The organism is Gallaecimonas kandeliae, assembly GCF_030450055.1.
Taxonomy (GTDB): Bacteria; Pseudomonadota; Gammaproteobacteria; order Enterobacterales; family Gallaecimonadaceae; genus Gallaecimonas; species Gallaecimonas kandeliae.
On record NZ_CP118480.1, the window covers coordinates 2,219,154 to 2,235,005 of the forward strand.

Annotated in this window: 18 protein-coding genes; all 18 read right to left on the reverse strand. The window is 67.5% G+C overall.

All coding sequences use genetic code 11. From position 1 onward, the window contains the following. Positions 1 to 20: 20 nt before the first annotated feature. The 18 genes from PVT67_RS10925 to hypF are packed head-to-tail and all read right to left on the reverse strand — an operon-like array spanning position 21 to position 15,845. Complete coding sequence (locus PVT67_RS10925; protein WP_301493643.1) at positions 21 to 1,322, reverse strand: Ni/Fe hydrogenase subunit alpha; 1,302 nt, start codon at positions 1,320 to 1,322, stop codon at positions 21 to 23. Beyond that, positions 1,319 to 2,110 (reverse strand): NADH-quinone oxidoreductase subunit B family protein, encoded by a 792-nt coding sequence (locus PVT67_RS10930; RefSeq protein WP_301493645.1) that lies wholly within the window; start codon positions 2,108 to 2,110, stop codon positions 1,319 to 1,321. Before PVT67_RS10930 ends, PVT67_RS10925 begins: the two co-directional genes overlap by 4 nt. Beyond that, positions 2,107 to 2,916 carry an FAD/NAD(P)-binding protein gene (locus tag PVT67_RS10935; RefSeq protein ID WP_301493647.1) on the reverse strand — a complete coding sequence of 270 codons (810 nt, stop codon included), beginning with the start codon at positions 2,914 to 2,916 and terminating at the stop codon, positions 2,107 to 2,109. Before PVT67_RS10935 ends, PVT67_RS10930 begins: the two co-directional genes overlap by 4 nt. After that, positions 2,909 to 4,006: a 4Fe-4S dicluster domain-containing protein gene (locus PVT67_RS10940; RefSeq protein ID WP_301493649.1), complete on the reverse strand. Its 1,098-nt coding sequence runs from the start codon at positions 4,004 to 4,006 to the stop codon at positions 2,909 to 2,911. Before PVT67_RS10940 ends, PVT67_RS10935 begins: the two co-directional genes overlap by 8 nt. Continuing rightward, positions 3,999 to 4,736, reverse strand: a complete 738-nt coding sequence (hypB, locus tag PVT67_RS10945; RefSeq protein WP_301493651.1) for a hydrogenase nickel incorporation protein HypB — start codon at positions 4,734 to 4,736, stop codon at positions 3,999 to 4,001. Before hypB ends, PVT67_RS10940 begins: the two co-directional genes overlap by 8 nt. Next, positions 4,736 to 5,062: a hydrogenase maturation nickel metallochaperone HypA/HybF gene (locus PVT67_RS10950; protein WP_301493653.1), complete on the reverse strand. Its 327-nt coding sequence runs from the start codon at positions 5,060 to 5,062 to the stop codon at positions 4,736 to 4,738. Before PVT67_RS10950 ends, hypB begins: the two co-directional genes overlap by 1 nt. After that, positions 5,062 to 6,081, reverse strand: a complete 1,020-nt coding sequence (hypE, locus tag PVT67_RS10955; protein ID WP_301493655.1) for a hydrogenase expression/formation protein HypE — start codon at positions 6,079 to 6,081, stop codon at positions 5,062 to 5,064. The genes PVT67_RS10950 and hypE overlap by 1 nt, the downstream gene beginning before the upstream one ends. Next, complete coding sequence (gene hypD, locus PVT67_RS10960; protein ID WP_301493657.1) at positions 6,074 to 7,186, reverse strand: hydrogenase formation protein HypD; 1,113 nt, start codon at positions 7,184 to 7,186, stop codon at positions 6,074 to 6,076. Before hypD ends, hypE begins: the two co-directional genes overlap by 8 nt. Further along, positions 7,183 to 7,428: a HypC/HybG/HupF family hydrogenase formation chaperone gene (locus PVT67_RS10965; protein WP_301493659.1), complete on the reverse strand. Its 246-nt coding sequence runs from the start codon at positions 7,426 to 7,428 to the stop codon at positions 7,183 to 7,185. Before PVT67_RS10965 ends, hypD begins: the two co-directional genes overlap by 4 nt. Beyond that, positions 7,385 to 8,281, reverse strand: a complete 897-nt coding sequence (locus PVT67_RS10970) for a F0F1 ATP synthase subunit gamma (RefSeq protein ID WP_301493660.1) — start codon at positions 8,279 to 8,281, stop codon at positions 7,385 to 7,387. Before PVT67_RS10970 ends, PVT67_RS10965 begins: the two co-directional genes overlap by 44 nt. Next, a complete protein-coding gene (locus PVT67_RS10975; protein WP_301493661.1) occupies positions 8,278 to 9,807 on the reverse strand; it encodes a F0F1 ATP synthase subunit alpha in 1,530 nt (509 codons plus the stop codon). Before PVT67_RS10975 ends, PVT67_RS10970 begins: the two co-directional genes overlap by 4 nt. Next, on the reverse strand, positions 9,800 to 10,528 hold the full coding sequence (locus PVT67_RS10980; RefSeq protein ID WP_301493663.1) for a F0F1 ATP synthase subunit delta: 729 nt from the start codon (positions 10,526 to 10,528) through the stop codon (positions 9,800 to 9,802). Before PVT67_RS10980 ends, PVT67_RS10975 begins: the two co-directional genes overlap by 8 nt. 8 nt (positions 10,529 to 10,536) lie before the next feature. After that, positions 10,537 to 10,803, reverse strand: coding sequence for an ATP synthase F0 subunit C (gene atpE / locus PVT67_RS10985; RefSeq protein WP_301493664.1), 267 nt, complete (start codon positions 10,801 to 10,803; stop codon positions 10,537 to 10,539). Continuing rightward, a complete protein-coding gene (locus PVT67_RS10990; RefSeq protein ID WP_301493666.1) occupies positions 10,804 to 11,478 on the reverse strand; it encodes a F0F1 ATP synthase subunit A in 675 nt (224 codons plus the stop codon). It lies immediately after the preceding gene. 2 nt (positions 11,479 to 11,480) lie between these two features. Next, entirely contained in the window at positions 11,481 to 11,750 is a 270-nt protein-coding gene (locus tag PVT67_RS10995; RefSeq protein WP_301493667.1) for an AtpZ/AtpI family protein, read from the reverse strand. Next, positions 11,750 to 12,145 (reverse strand): F0F1 ATP synthase subunit delta/epsilon, encoded by a 396-nt coding sequence (locus PVT67_RS11000; RefSeq protein WP_301493668.1) that lies wholly within the window; start codon positions 12,143 to 12,145, stop codon positions 11,750 to 11,752. The genes PVT67_RS10995 and PVT67_RS11000 overlap by 1 nt, the downstream gene beginning before the upstream one ends. Next, positions 12,142 to 13,518, reverse strand: a complete 1,377-nt coding sequence (gene atpD, locus PVT67_RS11005; protein ID WP_301493669.1) for a F0F1 ATP synthase subunit beta — start codon at positions 13,516 to 13,518, stop codon at positions 12,142 to 12,144. Before atpD ends, PVT67_RS11000 begins: the two co-directional genes overlap by 4 nt. Next, the gene (gene hypF / locus PVT67_RS11010; RefSeq protein WP_301493670.1) at positions 13,518 to 15,845 is read right to left on the reverse strand and encodes a carbamoyltransferase HypF; all 2,328 of its coding nucleotides are present in this window, start codon (positions 15,843 to 15,845) and stop codon (positions 13,518 to 13,520) included. The genes atpD and hypF overlap by 1 nt, the downstream gene beginning before the upstream one ends. Positions 15,846 to 15,852: the final 7 nt, after the last annotated feature.

Here is a 15,852-nt window from a genome sequence, read left to right on the forward strand (position 1 = left end):
CTTCCCTTATCTGGTGAATGTCAGGCGCCGAGGCGCCTTATCCGAAAATCCAGGAAATGGGTGGAGCAGGAGATGCAGGGATCGTAGTTGCGAATGAGCCGCTCGCAGAAAAACTTGAGCTCTTCGTCGCTCCTGTCGAAGCCGAAGCGGGGCACGCAGTGATGCAGGTCCTGTTCTATCCTGGCCTGGTTCTGGCTGGTGGGGGGGATTATGGTGCAGCTCTGTACCCTGCCCTGCCCGTCCAGCCGGTAGCTGTGGTAGATGAGGCCCCTCGGCGCCTCTGTGGCGAAGCAGCAGTCCCCTGCCCTCGGCTCGGCCGGCAGATTGGCCGGGCCAGCCGGCAGGCCAAGGGCCATCAGCCTTCTGACCTCCACCAGGGCGCCGTGGATCTCCAGGGCCCTCGCCTGGATGCTCTGGAACATGTTGCGGCTGGGAAAGCCAAGGCCGCAGTCCGTCGCCAAGGCCCTTGTCTCCTCGGGCAGCACGGGGAAGTTGTTGTTGACTCTGGCAAGGGGCCCCACCAGATAGTCCTTGCCGTCCAGCAGCGAGTAGAGGGCCGTGGAATGGGGCACCTGGTGTTCATGGAAATGCTGCCGATAGTCGCCGTAGCCCAGTTCCAGGCCGTTTGAGCAGGCGATGGCGCCGCCGTTGATGGGGTACTGGTTTTCGTCCTTGAGGCTGACCCAGATGAAATCCTGGCCATAGTCGGGCAGCTCCAGTGCCGCCGTCCAACGCACCAGGGCTGTCGCTGCCGGCAGGGCCTTGTCCACCAGCTCCTGGGCCTGCCGCCAGGCATCAAGGTCCGGCAGCCGGCCAAAGCCCCCCACCACCAGCCCCACTGGGTGTACGGAGCGCCCCCCCAGCAGGGCCATCAACGCATTGCCCGCGGCCTGCAGCTGCATGCCGCGCGCCAGCACATCAGGGTACACCTTGGCCATGGCCATGGCGTGGTCGAAACCCAGGAAATCCGGGGCTGCCAGGAAGTGGATATGCAGGGCGTGGCTCTGCACCCATTCCCCCAGGTTCATGATGCGCCGCAGCCGCACCAGGGGCTCGGGCAGCTCAAGACCGAAGAGGCTCTCCATGGCCTGGATGGCGGTGAGCTGGTAGGCCATGGGGCAGATCCCGCAGATCCGGGCCGCCAGATCCGGTACCTCGTGAAAGGCGCGGCCCTCAAGGAACTTCTCGAAGAGCCGCGGCGGCTCGAAGATGGCCAGATGCAGCGCCTCTATCTTGTCGCCCCTGGCGGACAGCTCCAGGGCCCCTTCCCCTTCCAGGCGGGTGACGAAGGGCACCTTGAGCTGGATGCGGCGCTTCTTCATTCCAGCTCCCTGACGTCGATGCCCTGCCAGCGCCGGTATTGCGCATTGAAGGCAGGGTTGTGGCTATGGATGGCCGCGAAGCGCTTGGCCACCTCTTCTGGCAGCAGGCCAAGGCCGGCGAAGCGGTTGGCGAGGCTGTCGCCGTTGGGCTGCTCCGAGGGGCCGAAGCAGCCGTAGCAGGGCCTGCCGAAGGCCGGGCAGAGGGCGCCACAGCCGGTGCGCACCACAGGCCCCAGGCAAGGGGCCCCTTGTGTCACCACCACGCACACCTGCTGGCGGCGCTTGCAGTCCATGCACAGCTTCTCGGCGTCGTCACGGGCCAGGGTGCCGAGGCGCAGCAGCCGGACGAAATGGTTGAGCTGCTGGGCCGTGATGGGGCAGCCCCAGAGTTCGAAGTCCACCTTGACGTGCTCGGCGACGGGGGTGGAGCTGGCCAGGGTGGCGATGAAGTCGGGCCTGGCGTAGACGGCGGCCATCCAATCCTTGGCGTCCGCCAGGTTGCGAAGGGCCTGGACGCCGCCGCTGGTGGCGCAGGCCCCCATGGTCACCAGCAGCTTGCTGTTGCTCCTGATGCGCTTGAGCCGTTCGAGGTCGGCCGGGGTGGAGACGCTGCCCTCCACCAGGGCCAAGTCCACCTGGGCGTCGGGATCCTCGGCCCCCGCCTCGATGAAATGGAGGATCTCCACCTCCTCCAGCAGCGCCAACAGCCCGGGGCCCTGGTTCAGCAGCGCCAACTGGCAGCCGGAGCAGGAGGTGAGCTTATGGACGGCCAGGCGCAGCTTGGTCATATCCCCTCCCGGCCGAACCAGTTTTTGATGACGGGGTAGTGGAAGACGGGGCCGTCCTTGCAGACGAAATAGGGGCCCAGTTGGCAATGGCCGCAGGAGCCGATGCCGCATTGGAAGTTGCGCTCCAGGCTCAAATAGAGGGCCTCATCCGGCATTCCCATGGCCGCCAGGGTCTTGATGGCCGCATGCATCATGATCTCGGGGCCGCACATCAGCACGGCGCAGTTGGCGACGTCCAGCTGAGCCTGGTCCAGCAGCTCTGTGACCATGCCGAGCTTCCAGTGGTGGCGGCGCTTCTTTTCCTCGCTGGCCGCCAGCAACACCTGGCAGCCCTGGCGCTGCCAGGCCTCGTACTGGGGCTGCCAGAGCAGATCCTGGTGGTGCTTGACCCCTTGAAGTATGCAGATCCGGCCAAACTGCTGCCTGTGGCTGACGGCGTGACGGATGGCCGCCACTACAGGGGCGCAGCCGAGGCCTGCGGTGATAAAGAGCAGTTCCTTGCCCCTAAGTTTGGCCAGGGGCCAGCCTTGGCCATAGGGGCCGCGCAGCCCCAGCTGGCTTCCGGGTTTTAGTGCCAGCAGCGGCTTGGTGACCAGGCCCTGGGCCCGCACCGTATGCAGCAGCAGTTCGTCCTGCCAGCCCATGATGGAGATGGGCACCTCCCCCACCCCCAGGAGGTAGAGCATGTTGAACTGGCCGAAGTGGAAGTCGAAGGGGTGGCCCGGCGGCAAGGCCAGGTGCAGGGTGTGGGTGCCGGGGATCTCCTCGACGTTCTTGACCAGGGTCACGGCCAGGGGCTCAGTCATGGCCGCCCTCCAAGATGGCCTTGGCCTCTTCCACCAGGTCGATGGCCACGGGGCACCAGGCGATGCAGCGGCCGCAGCCCACGCAGCCGCTGCGGCCGAACTGCTGCTGCCAGGTGGCGAGCTTATGCACCAGCCACTGGCGGTAGCGGTGCTTGATATCGAACCGCACCACCTTGCCGGCCACATAGCTGTGCTGCACCGAGAAGCAGGAGTCCCAGAGCCGCTGCTGCTGTGCCTCCAGGCCATGGATGTCTCCCAGGCTCTGCTGCTTGGAGCAGAAACAGGTGGGGCAGACGGAGGTGCAGTTGCCGCAAGCGAGGCAGCGCTCGGCCACCTGTTGCCAGCGCTCATGGTCCAGGGCGTCAACCAGTTTGGCCAGTTCGGCCTGGGCCGGCATGACCCGCTGCTGCTTTCTGGCCCCTTGCAGCTGCTTCTCCGCCGCCTGGAACCGGGCGGGGCTGGCTTTTTCTAAGGGCAGGCTTGCGGCGATGGCCCTGCCCCTTGGTGAGCCCGCCTCGACCAAAAAGCCCGCTTCCAACTCGTCCAGCACCAGATCGAAGCCGGTGCTCGCCTGGGGGCCGTCGCCGGTGGAGACACAGAAGCAGGTGGCGGCGCTCCTGGCACAATTGACGGCGACGATGAAGATGCCCTGGCGCCGGGCCTGGTAATGGGCGTCGGGTTCCAGGCCTTCAAGGAAATGCCGGTCCTGGATGGCAAGGGCCGCCAGGTCGCAGCCCCTGACGCCGATAAAGGCCTTGGGGCTCTGCTGGGGTTGCTCCTGGCGAAAGACGATACCGTCCGCTGTTTTGTGGGCCCGCCACAGCACCTCTTCCGGCTTGAACAGGAAAGGCTTTAACCCCTGGGGGCCCGTGTTCCAGGCAAAGCAGCGCTGACTGGCCGTCTTTTCCAGGCGGTAGCTGCCCGCCTCCGCCTTTTCCTGCCAGCCGCTCGGCAGTTCCTCCGGGCCTTCGAGGGGGGCCAGCACTATGGCGCCGTCCTTGACCTTGGGCCCTATCACCTCGAAACCGGCCGTCTTCAAGGCTTCGAAGAGGGCTGCCAGCCTTTCCCTCGGCAACCAGGCCTTAGCCATGGCGGCCCTCCGCCAGCCAGGCAAACCAGGCGTCCAGGCCCTGGCCAGTCCTGGCGGACAGTTGCAGCAAGCGGGTCCTGGGGTTGAGGCGGTCGAGGCCTTGCTTGACCTTGTCAAGGTCGAAATCCAGATGGGGCAGCAGATCGCACTTGTTGAGGATCACCAGCTCGCAGCTGGCAAAGAGATGGGGGTACTTCTCGGGTTTGTCCTCGCCGTCGGTGACCGCCATCATGGCCACCCGCCGCGTCTCGCCGAGATCGAAGAGGGCCGGGCAGACCAGGTTGCCGACATTCTCCACGAACAGCAGCGAACCTGGCTTGGGGGCCAGGGTATCGAGGCCGGCCTTTATCATCTCGGCATCCAGGTGGCAGCCGGTGCCGGTGTTGATCTGCAGCGCCTGGCCGCCGGCGGCATGGATGCGCCTGGCGTCATTCTGGGTCTGCTGGTCCCCTTCCAGTACCGCCATGTGCGGCCAGTCTTGGGGAGCGCCCTTGAAGGTGGCTTCCAGCAGCGTCGTCTTGCCGGCCCCTGGGGTGCCCATCAGGTTGACGCAGTGGATCCGGTGCTCGGCCAGCCAGCGCCTGTTGTCGGCGGCCAGGGCGTCGTTGCCCGAGAGCAGGGCCTGGTGCAGCTTGAGGCTGCCTTCATCGAGCTTGAGTTCGAGGGCAGGTGGTGCCCAGGGGGCAGAGAGCCTGGCTTTATCGCTGGAACATCCGCAGTGGCCGCACATCAGGAAAATCCTATTTCGGTGAGGAGCAGTTGCCGTCCTGTGAGCAGAGTATAGTCATGGCTGCCGCAGGGGCAGGGACTGCCAAGGGCAACGACTTCAAAGACTTGGCCGCAACACTGGCAACGGGCCTCGGCCTGGGCCCTGTCTATGTGGAGTTCGGCATCCGCCAGCCCCGCCTCGTCCTTGACCATCTCGAAACAAAAACCAAGGCGCTCGGCGTCGACGCAGGAAAGGGCCCCCATTTCTATACGGATGCTGGCGATGGCCCTGTCCCTGTAGGGCGTCAACTGGTCCAGCAAGGCCCGCACCACAGACAGCTCGTGCATCAGCAGATCCTCGGCAGCTGCAGGCCATAGGGCAGCTCAAGGAGCCGCTGGCCGCCATAGGCGGTGCCCAGCCAGAGCCTGCCAGGCATCTCTGCCCTCACCCCCCCCACCAGGGCCGCCTGCCGGCCAAGGGGATGCTCGCGCAGCAATGCCAGGGCCAATTCAGCCTGTTCGGGGGCGACGACCAGTGCCGCCATGCCTTCGTTCGCCAGCAGCAGCGGCTCCAGGCCCAAAAGCTCGCACAGCGCCTTGACCTGGGACCGCACCGGCAGGGCGCTTTCTTCCAAGGCTATGCCGACCTGGCTGGCCGCGGCCATCTCGGTCAAGACGGCGGCCAGGCCGCCGCGGGTGGCGTCCCTGATGGCGCGCACCCCAGGGCATTGAGCCAGCACAGGGGCCAGCAGCGGATAGAGGTTGGCGCAGTCGCTCTCGAGATCCCCGGCCAGGCCCAGCTCTTCCCTTGCCAGCATCACGGCGGCGCCGTGATCCCCTATGGGGCCCGTCACCAGCACCTTGTCCCCCGGCCGCGCCGAAGCTATGGACAGCGCCAGGCCCTTGGGGATGACGCCTATGCCGGTGGTGGTGATGAAGAGCTTGTCGGCCTGGCCCCTCTCCACCACCTTGGTGTCCCCCGTCACTATGCTGACCCCGGCCTCCCTTGCCGCCTGGGCCATGGAGGCTACTTGGGCATGGAGCTCTTCCAGGGCCAGGCCTTCTTCGAGGATGAAGGCGGCGCTCAGGTACAGAGGCCTGGCGCCCCCGACGGCCAGGTCGTTGAGGGTGCCGCAGACGGCCAGCTTGCCGATGTCACCGCCCGGAAAGCGCAGCGGGCTGACCACGAAGCTGTCGGTGGTGAAGGCCAGCTCCCCGCCCTGGGCGCCGAGTTCGGCGAGGTTGAACCTGGCCTGGTCCTCCTTTTCCTCGAGCGGCAGATCGCCGAAGGCCTTCAGGAAGCATTCCTCGATGAGCTCTTGCATGGCGCCGCCGCCGGCGCCGTGGGCCAGGGTCACCTCAGCCATGGATGGCCTCCTTGTACTGGTGGTAGGCGGCGCAGGCCCCCTCGGTGGACACCATCAGGGCGCCGAGGGGATGCTGGGGGCTGCAGCCCTTGCCGAAGTGGGGGCACTGGTTGGGCTTGAGCCTGCCGATCAGCACCTGGCTGCACTGGCAGGGCTCGGGCCGGCGCTGGGGCAAGGTATCAAAAGCCAGCAGCGGCGCCGCGTCCCAGTCCCTGAAGGCCTCGCGGACCCTGACGCCGGAGCCCGGCACCAGGCCAAGGCCGCGCCATTCGGCATCGACGCCCTCCTCGAAGGCCTGGGCTATGGCGGCCTGGGCGGCCAGGTTGCCCGCCTCGCTCACCACCCGGCCATAGGCGTTTTCTATGGCGCAGCGCCCTTCCTTGAGCTGCAACAGCAGCTGGTAGAGGGCCTGGAGGAAATCCACCGGCTCGAAGCCGGCGATGACCAGCGGTTTGCCATGGCGCGCCGCCACTGGTGCGAAGGCCCCGGCACCGATGACGGTGGCCACATGGCCTGGGCCGACGAAGCCGTCGAGCCTCAGCTCCCCTGCCGTCAGCAGGGCTTCCAGGGTCGGCATCAACCGGATGTGGTGGCAGAGGAAGCGAAGGTTGCCAAGGCCCTCCCTGGCGGCGGCCAACAGCGAGCAGGCGGCGGCCGGCATGGTGGTGTCGAAGCCGATGGAGAAGAAGACGAACTGGCGTCCAGGCTCCTTCCTGGCCAGGGCCAGGGCGTCGAGGGGCGAATAGAGGATGCGCACGTCCATCCCTTTGGCCTTGGCCTCCAAGAGGCTCATATGGGTGCCCGGCACCCGCATGGGGTCGCCGAAGCTGGCAAGGACCAGGCCCCTTTCGGCCAGGGCCAGGGCCTGGTCGACGGCCGCCACCGGCAGCACGCAGACGGGGCAGCCGGGGCCGTGGATGAATTCGATGCTCTTTGGCAGCAGTTGGTCGAGGCCGAAGCGGAAGATGGCGTGGGTATGACCGCCGCACACCTCCATGATCTGCAGCGGCCGGCCAAGGCGCTGGGCCAAGGGCTCGGCCTCCTGGCGGATGGCCCCCAGCAGCACCCTGACCCGGCCGGGGTCGCGAAAGTCTTCCAACGTCACAGCTCCCCCTCCTGCCCCATCTTGGCCAGCAGCGCCAGGGTTTGCCTGGCCTCTCGCTCGTCAATCCTTGCCAGGGCGAAGCCGACGTGCAGCAACACCCACTGCCCCACCAGGGCCTCCAATCCCTCGCCGGCCAGCAGCGCCAGGCTGACGGGGCGGCGCACCCCGCCGCTGTCGGCCAGGGCCAGGGCCTGATCGCTATCCAAGATGGCCACCACTTGGGCCGGTACTCCCAGGCACATGGGCGCCCTCCTCTGCCGGTTTTTCTCTTCCAACCATAGCTTCCTCCAGGCTGGCCGCGCTCAAGAGGATCACCTCTATCTCCTCGATGATCTCCTCCTGGCGCAAGGCGTTGCAGCGCCGCCCCAGCTCCTCGGCCCGCTGATCCAGGAAACGCACGGCCCCGTCCAGGTGGGTGACGCGGTTGTGGTTCTCCGCCATCAGCCCCTGGTACAGCAGGGCGTTGAGGGCCGCGAAGAGGTACTGCTCTGTGAGTTCCAGCAGGAACTGGGGCGGCGGCACCTGCAATATGGGCGGGTAGGCGAAGGCGGCCTTGGCCCCGCGCAGGGCCTCGAAGGGAGGCAACAAGGCCAGCGGCGCCTCGCAGCCGGGAAAAAGGGCCGTCAAGGCCAGGGGGCCGCGCTCCATCTGCAAGGCGGCCAGGGCCGGCACCAGCTTTTCCAGCACGACAGGCACTTCTTCGGCGACGCTGGCGCCATCCAGGGCGACCAGCAGCTCGGGCCGGCCCGCCACCAAACCTTTGAGGCGGCGCCCCACCGCCACCAGCAGCGGCGGCGGTGCCAGCGTTTCCAGCCGGCGCACCAGGGCCTGGTTGAGGTCGCCACAGAAGCCGCGCTCCGTGCCCAGCAGCAACAGCACCGGGGTGGTTCCCTTGGCAAGGGGCAGGCAGTCCGAATGGAAGCCCAGGAAGTCCGCCGCCACCTGCGTGATGGCGGCCAGCTGCGCCTCCTGGGCGGCCAGCAGCGGCACCAGTTTGTGGCTTTCCATCTGCGCCAAGGTCTTCATGGCGCTCATGATCTCGCGGATATCGGCGAGGCCCTGGCGGTGGCGTTCCAGCTCCTGGCGGCGGGTCATGGCGATGCCAGCCAGGCCGCCAGGGCCTGGTGCCAGGCCTCCCTGGGGCTGTCCAGGGTCAGGCTGCCCTGGGCCGTCCACCCCCTCAGCCTGTCCAGCAGCGCCGTCACCGCTTTGGGCTCAAGGCCGTCGAAGAGGCCGTCGTTGAAGGCCACCAGCCAGGCCAGCTGGAAGCGGGCCGACTCCGGCGCCAACCGTTCCTGCTTCAGCAGTTCGCGCAAGATGCGGCCGCGCCTGATGGCCGCTTCCATGCTGGCCTCCAGCTTGGCACCGAAGCGGGTGAAGACCTCCAGCTCCAGGAACTGCAGGTAGTCCAGCTTCATGCGCCCCGCTTCCGCCTTGATGGCGACGTGCTGGGCCTGGCCGCCGATGCGCGACACGGAGCGGCCTATGTCCACGGCCGGCTTGAAGCCGCCGGCGAAGAGGGTCCTGTCCAGATAGATCTGGCCGTCGGTGATGGAGATGAGGTTGGTGGGGATATAGGCCGCTATCTCCCCCTGCAAGGTCTCCACTATGGGCAGGGCCGTGATGCTGCCGCCGCCAAGCTCGGGGCTGAGGCAGGTGGCCCGCTCCAGCAGCCTGGCGTGCACCGAGAAGATGTCCCCTGGGTAGGCTTCGCGGCCCGGGGGGCGGCGCAGCAGCAAGGACAGCTCGCGGTAAGTGCGGGCATGGGTGGCCAGATCGTCATAGATCACCAGGGCGTGCTGGCCCCTGGCCATCCAGTATTCGGCCAGGGTGCAGCCGGCGAAGGGGGCCAGGTGTTGCAGGCCGGGCAGGCTGCTGGCCTCGGCCACCACCAGGGTGCTGTATTCCAGGGCGCCGTAGCGGCGCAGCGTCTCTATGGTGTTGACGACGGTGGAGCGCTTCTGGCCGATCAGCACATAGATGCAGTAGACCCCCTTGCCCTTCTGGTTGATGACGGCGTCCAGGGCCAGGGCGCTGCGGCCAAGGCCGTCGTCCCCCACCAGCAACTGGCGCTGGCCGCGGCCTATGGGGATCAGGGTGTCGATGATCTTGGTGCCGGTATAGAGGGGCGACTGGACGGGGCCCCTTTCGATGATGGGCGGCGAAGGCCGCTCCAGCGGCAGCCAGCCGTCCGGCTCGGGGGCCGGGAGATCGTCAAGGGGAGTGCCAAGGGGGTCGATGACGCGGCCGAGGAAACCCTCCCCCACCGGCATGCTGAGCCGGCGGCCGGTGCGCATGGCCAGGGTGCCGGCGTTGAGGCTGTCGGTCTGGTGCAGTAGCACGGCGCCGAGGCGATCCTGGTTGAGGTCGAAGACCATGGCGCTGCTGCCGTCCTCGAAGCTCAGGACGTCATCCATGGCCGCCGACGGCAGGCCGGACAGCCAGGCGATGCCGTCTCCCACCGACTGTACCTTGCCCTGCTCGCGAAAGCGCAGGGCCGGCTGGTAGGCCGCCAGCCATTCGGCCTGCTGCGCCAGGGGCCCCTTGCCCTGGGCTGCTTCAGTGGGCCTAGCCGGGGGCGCCTTAGCCGGGGGCGCCTTAGCCCGGGGCACCCTAGCCATGGTCCAGCTCCGCCAGGCCGCGCAGCTCCTCACGCAGGTTGGCCTCCAGCAGCCAGTCCCCCAACTTGAGCTCGAAGCCGGCCAGCAGCTCGGGCTGCTCCCGGTAGTTAAGCGCCGGCTTTTGGCCAAGGAGCCGGGCCAGCTCGGCCTCCAGCCTGGCCCTTGCCGCCTCGGGCAGCGGATAGGCGCTGGCCAGCTGCACAGCTCCCTGGCCGGCCAGGGCGGCCTGCTGCTGCTCATCGAGCCCCGCCAGGCCGGCCAGCAGCAGTTCGAAGAGCCTCGCTTCCAGCTCGGGCCCTGCGGCCTTGGCCAGCAGCCGGCTGGCAAAGGTTGCCCCCTGGGCAAGGGCCTGGAGTTCCTGTTGGCGCCGGCGCTGGGCCTCCTGGCGGGCATCAGCAGCCTGGGCCTGGGCCCGGCTTGCTGCCAGCTCCTCTTCGAGGGCAGCCTGGTGCCTTTGCTTCTGGGCATCCAGCTCCAGGGCCAAGGCTGCCTTCAACCGCTGCCGCTCCTTCTCCCAGTCGGCCAGGCGCCCCTGGTACTGGACGCTCATGGCCTCGGCCTGCTGCTGGCGGGACTGGGCCTCGGCCAGCTGGGCCTCTATGGCGGCGCGGCGCCTGGCCATGACCGCCAGCACGGGGCCGTAGAGGAAGCGTTTCAGGATCCAGATCAGTACCAGGAAGTTGATGCCTTCCAGCAGGAAAGTCGACCAGCTCAGTTCCAAGTTGCCCCCTACTTGATCAGGTATTCCAGCAAGGGATTACGGAACAGCACGATCAGCACTATCACCAGCACATAGATGGCCAGGGATTCGATCATGGCCAGGCCGATAAAGAGGGTGCGCATGATGGCCTTCTCCGCCTCGGGTTGGCGGGCCAGGGCGTCCAGGGCCTTGGAGATGGCCAGGCCCATGGCCAGGGCCGGCAGCATGGCCCCCAGGGCCATGGCCAGCACGGCGGCCACCGTCGAGGCCAGGGTAAAGGCGGTTAAATCGGGCATCTATTCCTCCCGCGCTTGGCGCTCTTGTTGTGATTCCAGGCCGCCGGCGACGTAGATCAGCGCCAGCATGCCGAAAATATAGGCCTGAACCAGGGCCTCGACGATGTGCAGCATCAAGATGGGCACGGGGGCCAGGAAGCCGGCCACCAGCAGGATCAGCAGCGCCGCCATCTCCAGGCTCATGATGTTGCCGAACAGCCGCACCGCCAGGGCCAGGGTGCGGCTGACCTCGCTGATGAGATGGAAGGGCAACAAAATGGGGCTGGGGGCCAGGTAGTGGCGGAAGTAGGCCCTGGGGCCCTGGAGGCGGATGCCGTACCAGTGGCTGGCCAGGAACACCAGCAATGCCAGGGCGCCGGTGGCTGACAGATCCCGGGTCGGTGAATGCAGGCCAGGCACCAGGCCGCAGAGGTTGGCCAGCACCAGGAACACCCAGAGGCTGGCCACGAAAGGCAGGATCTGCTTGCCGAAACGGGGGGTGACGGCCAGCACCGCCTCCTCCATGGTGGCCACCACCGCCTCCAGGGCTGTCTGCCAGAGGCCGGGGCTGTCGGCAAGGCGCCGGCTGGCCAGCCAGGCCAGCAGCCAGAGCAGCGCCATGATGCCCCAGGTGGTCACCACCGTATCTGTGATGGCCAGGGGGCCCAGGGTCAGCAGGACGGATTCGGGTTCCATGCTCAGTCCCTCACGAACAAGTAGACGTTGACGGCGCCGACAAAGACCCCCAACAGGATCAGGCTCAGGGTCCAACGCACCGAGTAGCCCGCCACCAGGCCGTCCAGCCAGTGCCCCAGGTAGGCGCCGGCCACCACCGGCAGCACGAAGATGAGCCCCAGGGTGCCGATGTAGACGGTCTGGCCGATAAGGCCGGAGCGCTCCTGCTCTGCCTTCTTCATGCGCTTTGCCTGGCGCTCCACCTGGCGGCGCAGGCTTTCCTTGTCCGTCATCAGCGTCGCCCCATTTCCCAGAGCCGCTTCATCAGCGCCTCCTCCATCCGCTCCAGGCTCTCCTTGATGCCGTGCAGCTTCTCCTCCTCGGCCAGCAGCTGCCGGGCCAGGGCCTCGCTGATGCGGTTGTAGTCGTCATCCAGCAGGTAGTGGCGGCTGACCAGGGTCAGGCGGCCGCCCTGGAAATAGAGCAGGGCCCCGGGCAGGGCCAGGTACTGCCAGCCCCCCTCCTGCACCCGGAATCTGGCGAGGCCCATCACCAGGCTGGCCATGAAGCGGCCATGGCCGGGCAGGATGCCGAAGGAGCCGGAGCCGTCCTCGCCGACGAAGCGGCTCACGCCGGTGATGGTCCTGGTGCCGCCGGTGTCCAGCAGCCTGAGCTCGAAGCCCTTCATGGCGCCGCCTCCAGGGCACCGCGCATATAACACTGCTCTTCCGGCAACTCGTCATGGCGGCCAAGCAGGAAGGCCTCGCAGTCGGCCAGGGTCTTTTCCAGCGGCACAGAAACGCCGGCCATGCCGGTGTGGGCGGCCGTGGCCCAGAAGGGTTGGGTCAGGTAGCGCTGCAGCTTGCGGGCCCGCTTGACCGTCTGCTGATCGGCCAGGGAGAGTTCCTCCACCCCCAGCATGGTGATGATGTCCTCCAGCTCCTGGTAGCGGGCCAACTGCTCCCTGACTCCCTCGGCGATGCCGTGGTGACGTTCCCCCAGGGTGTGCCTGTCCATCATCTTGCTGGAGGACTGCAAGGGATCCACGGCCGGGTAGATGCCCTTGCCGGCCTGGCTGCGGGAGAGGATGACGCGGGTGTCGAGATGGCTGAGGATGGTGTTGACGGCGGGGTCTGTCATGTCGTCCGCCGGCACATAGACGGCCTGCACCGAGGTGATGGCGCCGCGGCGGCTGGAGAGGATCCTGTCCTCCATCTCCGCCACCTCGGTGGTGAGGGTGGGCTGGTAGCCGACGGTGGCCGGCATGCGCCCCAGCAGGCTCGACACCTCCGAGCCGGCCTGGACGAAGCGGAAGATGTTGTCCATCACGAACAGCACCTCCTTGTGCAGGCTGTCACGCAGGTATTCGGCGTAGCTCAGGGCAGAGAGCCCGACTCTAAAGCGCACCCCAGGTGACTCGTCCATCTGGCCGAACAGCATCAGCGTCTGGGGCAGGACGCCGGCGTCCTTGATGGCGTGCCAGAGCTCGTGGCCCTCGCGGATGCGCTCGCCAACCCCGGCGAACACAGACACCCCTTTGTGCAGCGCCGCCACCGCGTGCATGAACTCCATGATCAACACCGTCTTGCCGACGCCGGCGCCGCCGAAGAGCCCCGTCTTGCCGCCCTTGACGAAGGGGCAGAGCAGGTCGATGACCTTGATGCCTGTCTGCAGCACCTCGCCTGTGCCGCAGGCCTCGAAGAGCGGCATGGGCCTCTCGTGGACGTTGCGAAAGGCCTGCCTTGGCAAGGGCGGGCCGCCATCCAAAGGCTCGCCGAAGATGTTGAGTAGCCGGCCGAGGCAATCCGGCGAGACAGGCACATGGAGCGGCGCCCCGGTATCGAAGACGGGCATGCCGCGGCTGAGGCCGGCGCTGCGGTGCAGGGTGATGGCCCGCAGATGGCGGCCGTCCAGGTGCTGGTGCACCTCGAAGAGGTAGGTCTCGTGATCCAGGTGGGCGCAGAGGGCCTGGCGCAGGGGCGGCAGCGCCTCGCAGGCGATGACCACCACAGGGCCATGGACCTCCTCGATATGGCCTACCGGCCTCTGGCTCCCGTCCATCAAGCTCCCCCCCTGCAGGCCAGGGCCACGGCGGCCTGCCCCAATGCCAGGCCGCCATCGTTGCAGGGCACCAGGCCGTGGCGCAGCACCTCCAGCCCCTGGCCCTTGAGCCGCTGCTCCAGCTCGGCTGCCAGCAGGGCGTTCTGGAAGACGCCGCCGCTGAGCGCCACAGCAGTAAAATCCGCCTCATCCCGCAACTTCGCCACCAGGGCCGCCAGGCTCTGGGCCAGGCCGAGGTGGAAGCCAAGGGCCGCCGTGGCCCTGTCCAACCCGGCATTCAGGTCGGCCAGCAACGAGCGCCAAAAGGGTGCCGGGTCCAGCTGCCAGAGCCCATCAACAGGTGCGATATCAAAAGGATAGCAGCGCTCTTCCCGGCCGCTCAGGGCCTGGGCCTCAAGCTTCATGGCCGCCTCCCCTTCGAAACTGAGCTCCAATGGCGCCAGCCCCAGCAAGGCCGCTACGGCGTCGAAGAGGCGGCCCATGGAAGAGGTAGACATGGCCTTGGGCGCCACCTTCAGCAGCGCCTGGGCATCCAAGCTCGCAAGCGCCGGCACCAGGGCCTGGCCGGCCTCGAGGCAAGCGGCCTGGTCCAGTTGGGCCAGCAGGTTTCGCCAGGGCTGGCGATTGGCCTTGTCCCCTCCCAGCAGCGGGAAGGGTTTGAGGCGGCCGAGGCGACGGTAACCTTTGAGATCCGCCAGCAGCAGCTCGCCGCCCCAGAGGCTGCCGTCATCCCCATAGCCGAGGCCGTCGAGGATGATGCCAAGGGCCGGCCCTTGGCGGCCGTTTTCCACCAGGCAGGCCGCCAGGTGGGCATGGTGGTGCTGCACCGCCACCAGGGGCAGGCCGGCGTCCTTGGCAAGGCGCCGGCCAAGGCGGCTGGAAAAATAGTCGGGGTGGGCATCGACGGCGATGCATCTTGGCTTGAAGCCCCAGAGGGCAGAAAGAGCCTTTATCTCCTCTTCCAGGGCCGAGAGGCATTGGGGGTGGGAAAGGTCCCCCTGGTGTACCGACAACAGCCCCTGGCCGCCCTGGGTCAGGCAGAAGGCGTTCTTGAGATCGCCCCCCAGGGCCAGCACGGCGCCTTCAAGGCCAGGCATTTCAAGGGTCTCAGGCACATAGCCGCGGGCACGGCGGATAAGGCGGGGCCGGCCTGCTTCCAAGGCCAACACAGAGTCGTCACAGCGGCGCAAGATGGGCCTGTCGTGGAGCAAAAAGGCGTCGGCCAACCCAGCCAAATCGGCCAGGGCCTGGTCGTTGCCAGTGCAAAGGGGCGCGCCTTTGGCGTTGCCCGAGGTCATCACCAGGGGGCCGTCGAAGGCCGCCAGCAGCAGCCAGTGCAAGGGGCTGTAGGCCAGCATCAGGCCGATATGGACCTGACCCGGGGCCAGCAGCTCAGGCAGCGGCGCCAGGGCGGCGACCTTTGGCAGCAGCACTATGGGGGCGGCGCGGCTTTGCAGCAGCTGTATTTGCTCGGCGCTCAACGTGAAGTAGCGCCTGGCCTCATCGATATCCTTGACCATCACCGCCAGGGGCTTGGCCGGCCGCTGTTTGCGCCCCCTTAGCCGCGCTATGGCCTCGGGAGCGCGAGCATCCACGGCCAGCTGGAAGCCGCCGATACCCTTGATTGCCAGCACCTTGCCCTGGGCCAGCCAAAGGCAGCACTGGGCCAGCAGTGCCTGGGGCTCGCCCTCGATACGGCCCTGTGGTCCTTGCAGCCAGAGCCTGGGGCCGCAACTTGGGCAGGCGATGGGCTCGGCATGGAAGCGCCTGTCCAGGACGTCCTGGTACTGGCTCTCGCAGGCAGGGCAGAGGGCAAAGGCCTTCATGCCGGTGGCGCCCCTCTGGTAGGGCATGGCCGCCACCAGGCTGTAACGGGGGCCGCAGTGGCTGCAGTTGATAAAGGGGTAGCCCTGGCGGCGGTCGCCAGACGCCTCGAGCTCGGCCAGGCAGGCAGGGCAGCAGGCCAGATCCGGGGGCGGCAGGGCGCCGGCCGCCCAGCCCTGGCTGGGGGCCACCACGAAGGCAGAAGGCGCCTCCTCGAAATGCCAGGGGGCCTGCTCCAGGGCCTGGATCCGGGCATGAGGCGGCGCCTCGGCCACCAGGCGCCGGCAAAAGCGCTCCAGCACGGCGCCCTCGGCAGCCAGGTGGATGGCCACATGATCGCCGCCGTTATGGACAGAGCCTGCCAGGCCCATCTGTGTCGCCAGGCGGTAGACGAAGGGCCTGAAGCCCACGCCCTGCACCGCCCCCCTGACCCGCAGCGCAGTGCCAAGGACCCCTTCCACAGCCAGGGTGCCGGCAGCAGCGTCCTTCCCATCCATAGCCATGCCGCCT

Bases quoted from the DNA above. Each gene is read 5' to 3' on its own strand.
- PVT67_RS10950 (WP_301493653.1), bottom strand. From the start codon at position 5,062: ATGCACGAGCTGTCTGTGGTGCGGGCCTTGCTGGACCAGTTGACGCCC.
- PVT67_RS10965 (WP_301493659.1), bottom strand. From the start codon at position 7,428: ATGTGCCTGGGAGTACCGGCCCAAGTGGTGGCCATCTTGGATAGCGAT.
- PVT67_RS10970 (WP_301493660.1), bottom strand. From the start codon at position 8,281: ATGACCCGCCGCCAGGAGCTGGAACGCCACCGCCAGGGCCTCGCCGAT.
- hypE (WP_301493655.1), bottom strand. From the start codon at position 6,081: ATGGCTGAGGTGACCCTGGCCCACGGCGCCGGCGGCGGCGCCATGCAA.
- PVT67_RS10940 (WP_301493649.1), bottom strand. From the start codon at position 4,006: ATGGCTAAGGCCTGGTTGCCGAGGGAAAGGCTGGCAGCCCTCTTCGAA.
- hypB (WP_301493651.1), bottom strand. From the start codon at position 4,736: ATGTGCGGCCACTGCGGATGTTCCAGCGATAAAGCCAGGCTCTCTGCC.
- PVT67_RS10930 (WP_301493645.1), bottom strand. From the start codon at position 2,110: ATGACCAAGCTGCGCCTGGCCGTCCATAAGCTCACCTCCTGCTCCGGC.
- PVT67_RS10925 (WP_301493643.1), bottom strand. From the start codon at position 1,322: ATGAAGAAGCGCCGCATCCAGCTCAAGGTGCCCTTCGTCACCCGCCTG.
- PVT67_RS11000 (WP_301493668.1), bottom strand. From the start codon at position 12,145: ATGAAGGGCTTCGAGCTCAGGCTGCTGGACACCGGCGGCACCAGGACC.
- PVT67_RS10935 (WP_301493647.1), bottom strand. From the start codon at position 2,916: ATGACTGAGCCCCTGGCCGTGACCCTGGTCAAGAACGTCGAGGAGATC.
- PVT67_RS10995 (WP_301493667.1), bottom strand. From the start codon at position 11,750: ATGACGGACAAGGAAAGCCTGCGCCGCCAGGTGGAGCGCCAGGCAAAG.
- PVT67_RS10975 (WP_301493661.1), bottom strand. From the start codon at position 9,807: ATGGCTAGGGTGCCCCGGGCTAAGGCGCCCCCGGCTAAGGCGCCCCCG.
- PVT67_RS10990 (WP_301493666.1), bottom strand. From the start codon at position 11,478: ATGGAACCCGAATCCGTCCTGCTGACCCTGGGCCCCCTGGCCATCACA.
- atpE (WP_301493664.1), bottom strand. From the start codon at position 10,803: ATGCCCGATTTAACCGCCTTTACCCTGGCCTCGACGGTGGCCGCCGTG.
- atpD (WP_301493669.1), bottom strand. From the start codon at position 13,518: ATGGACGGGAGCCAGAGGCCGGTAGGCCATATCGAGGAGGTCCATGGC.
- hypF (WP_301493670.1), bottom strand. From the start codon at position 15,845: ATGGCTATGGATGGGAAGGACGCTGCTGCCGGCACCCTGGCTGTGGAA.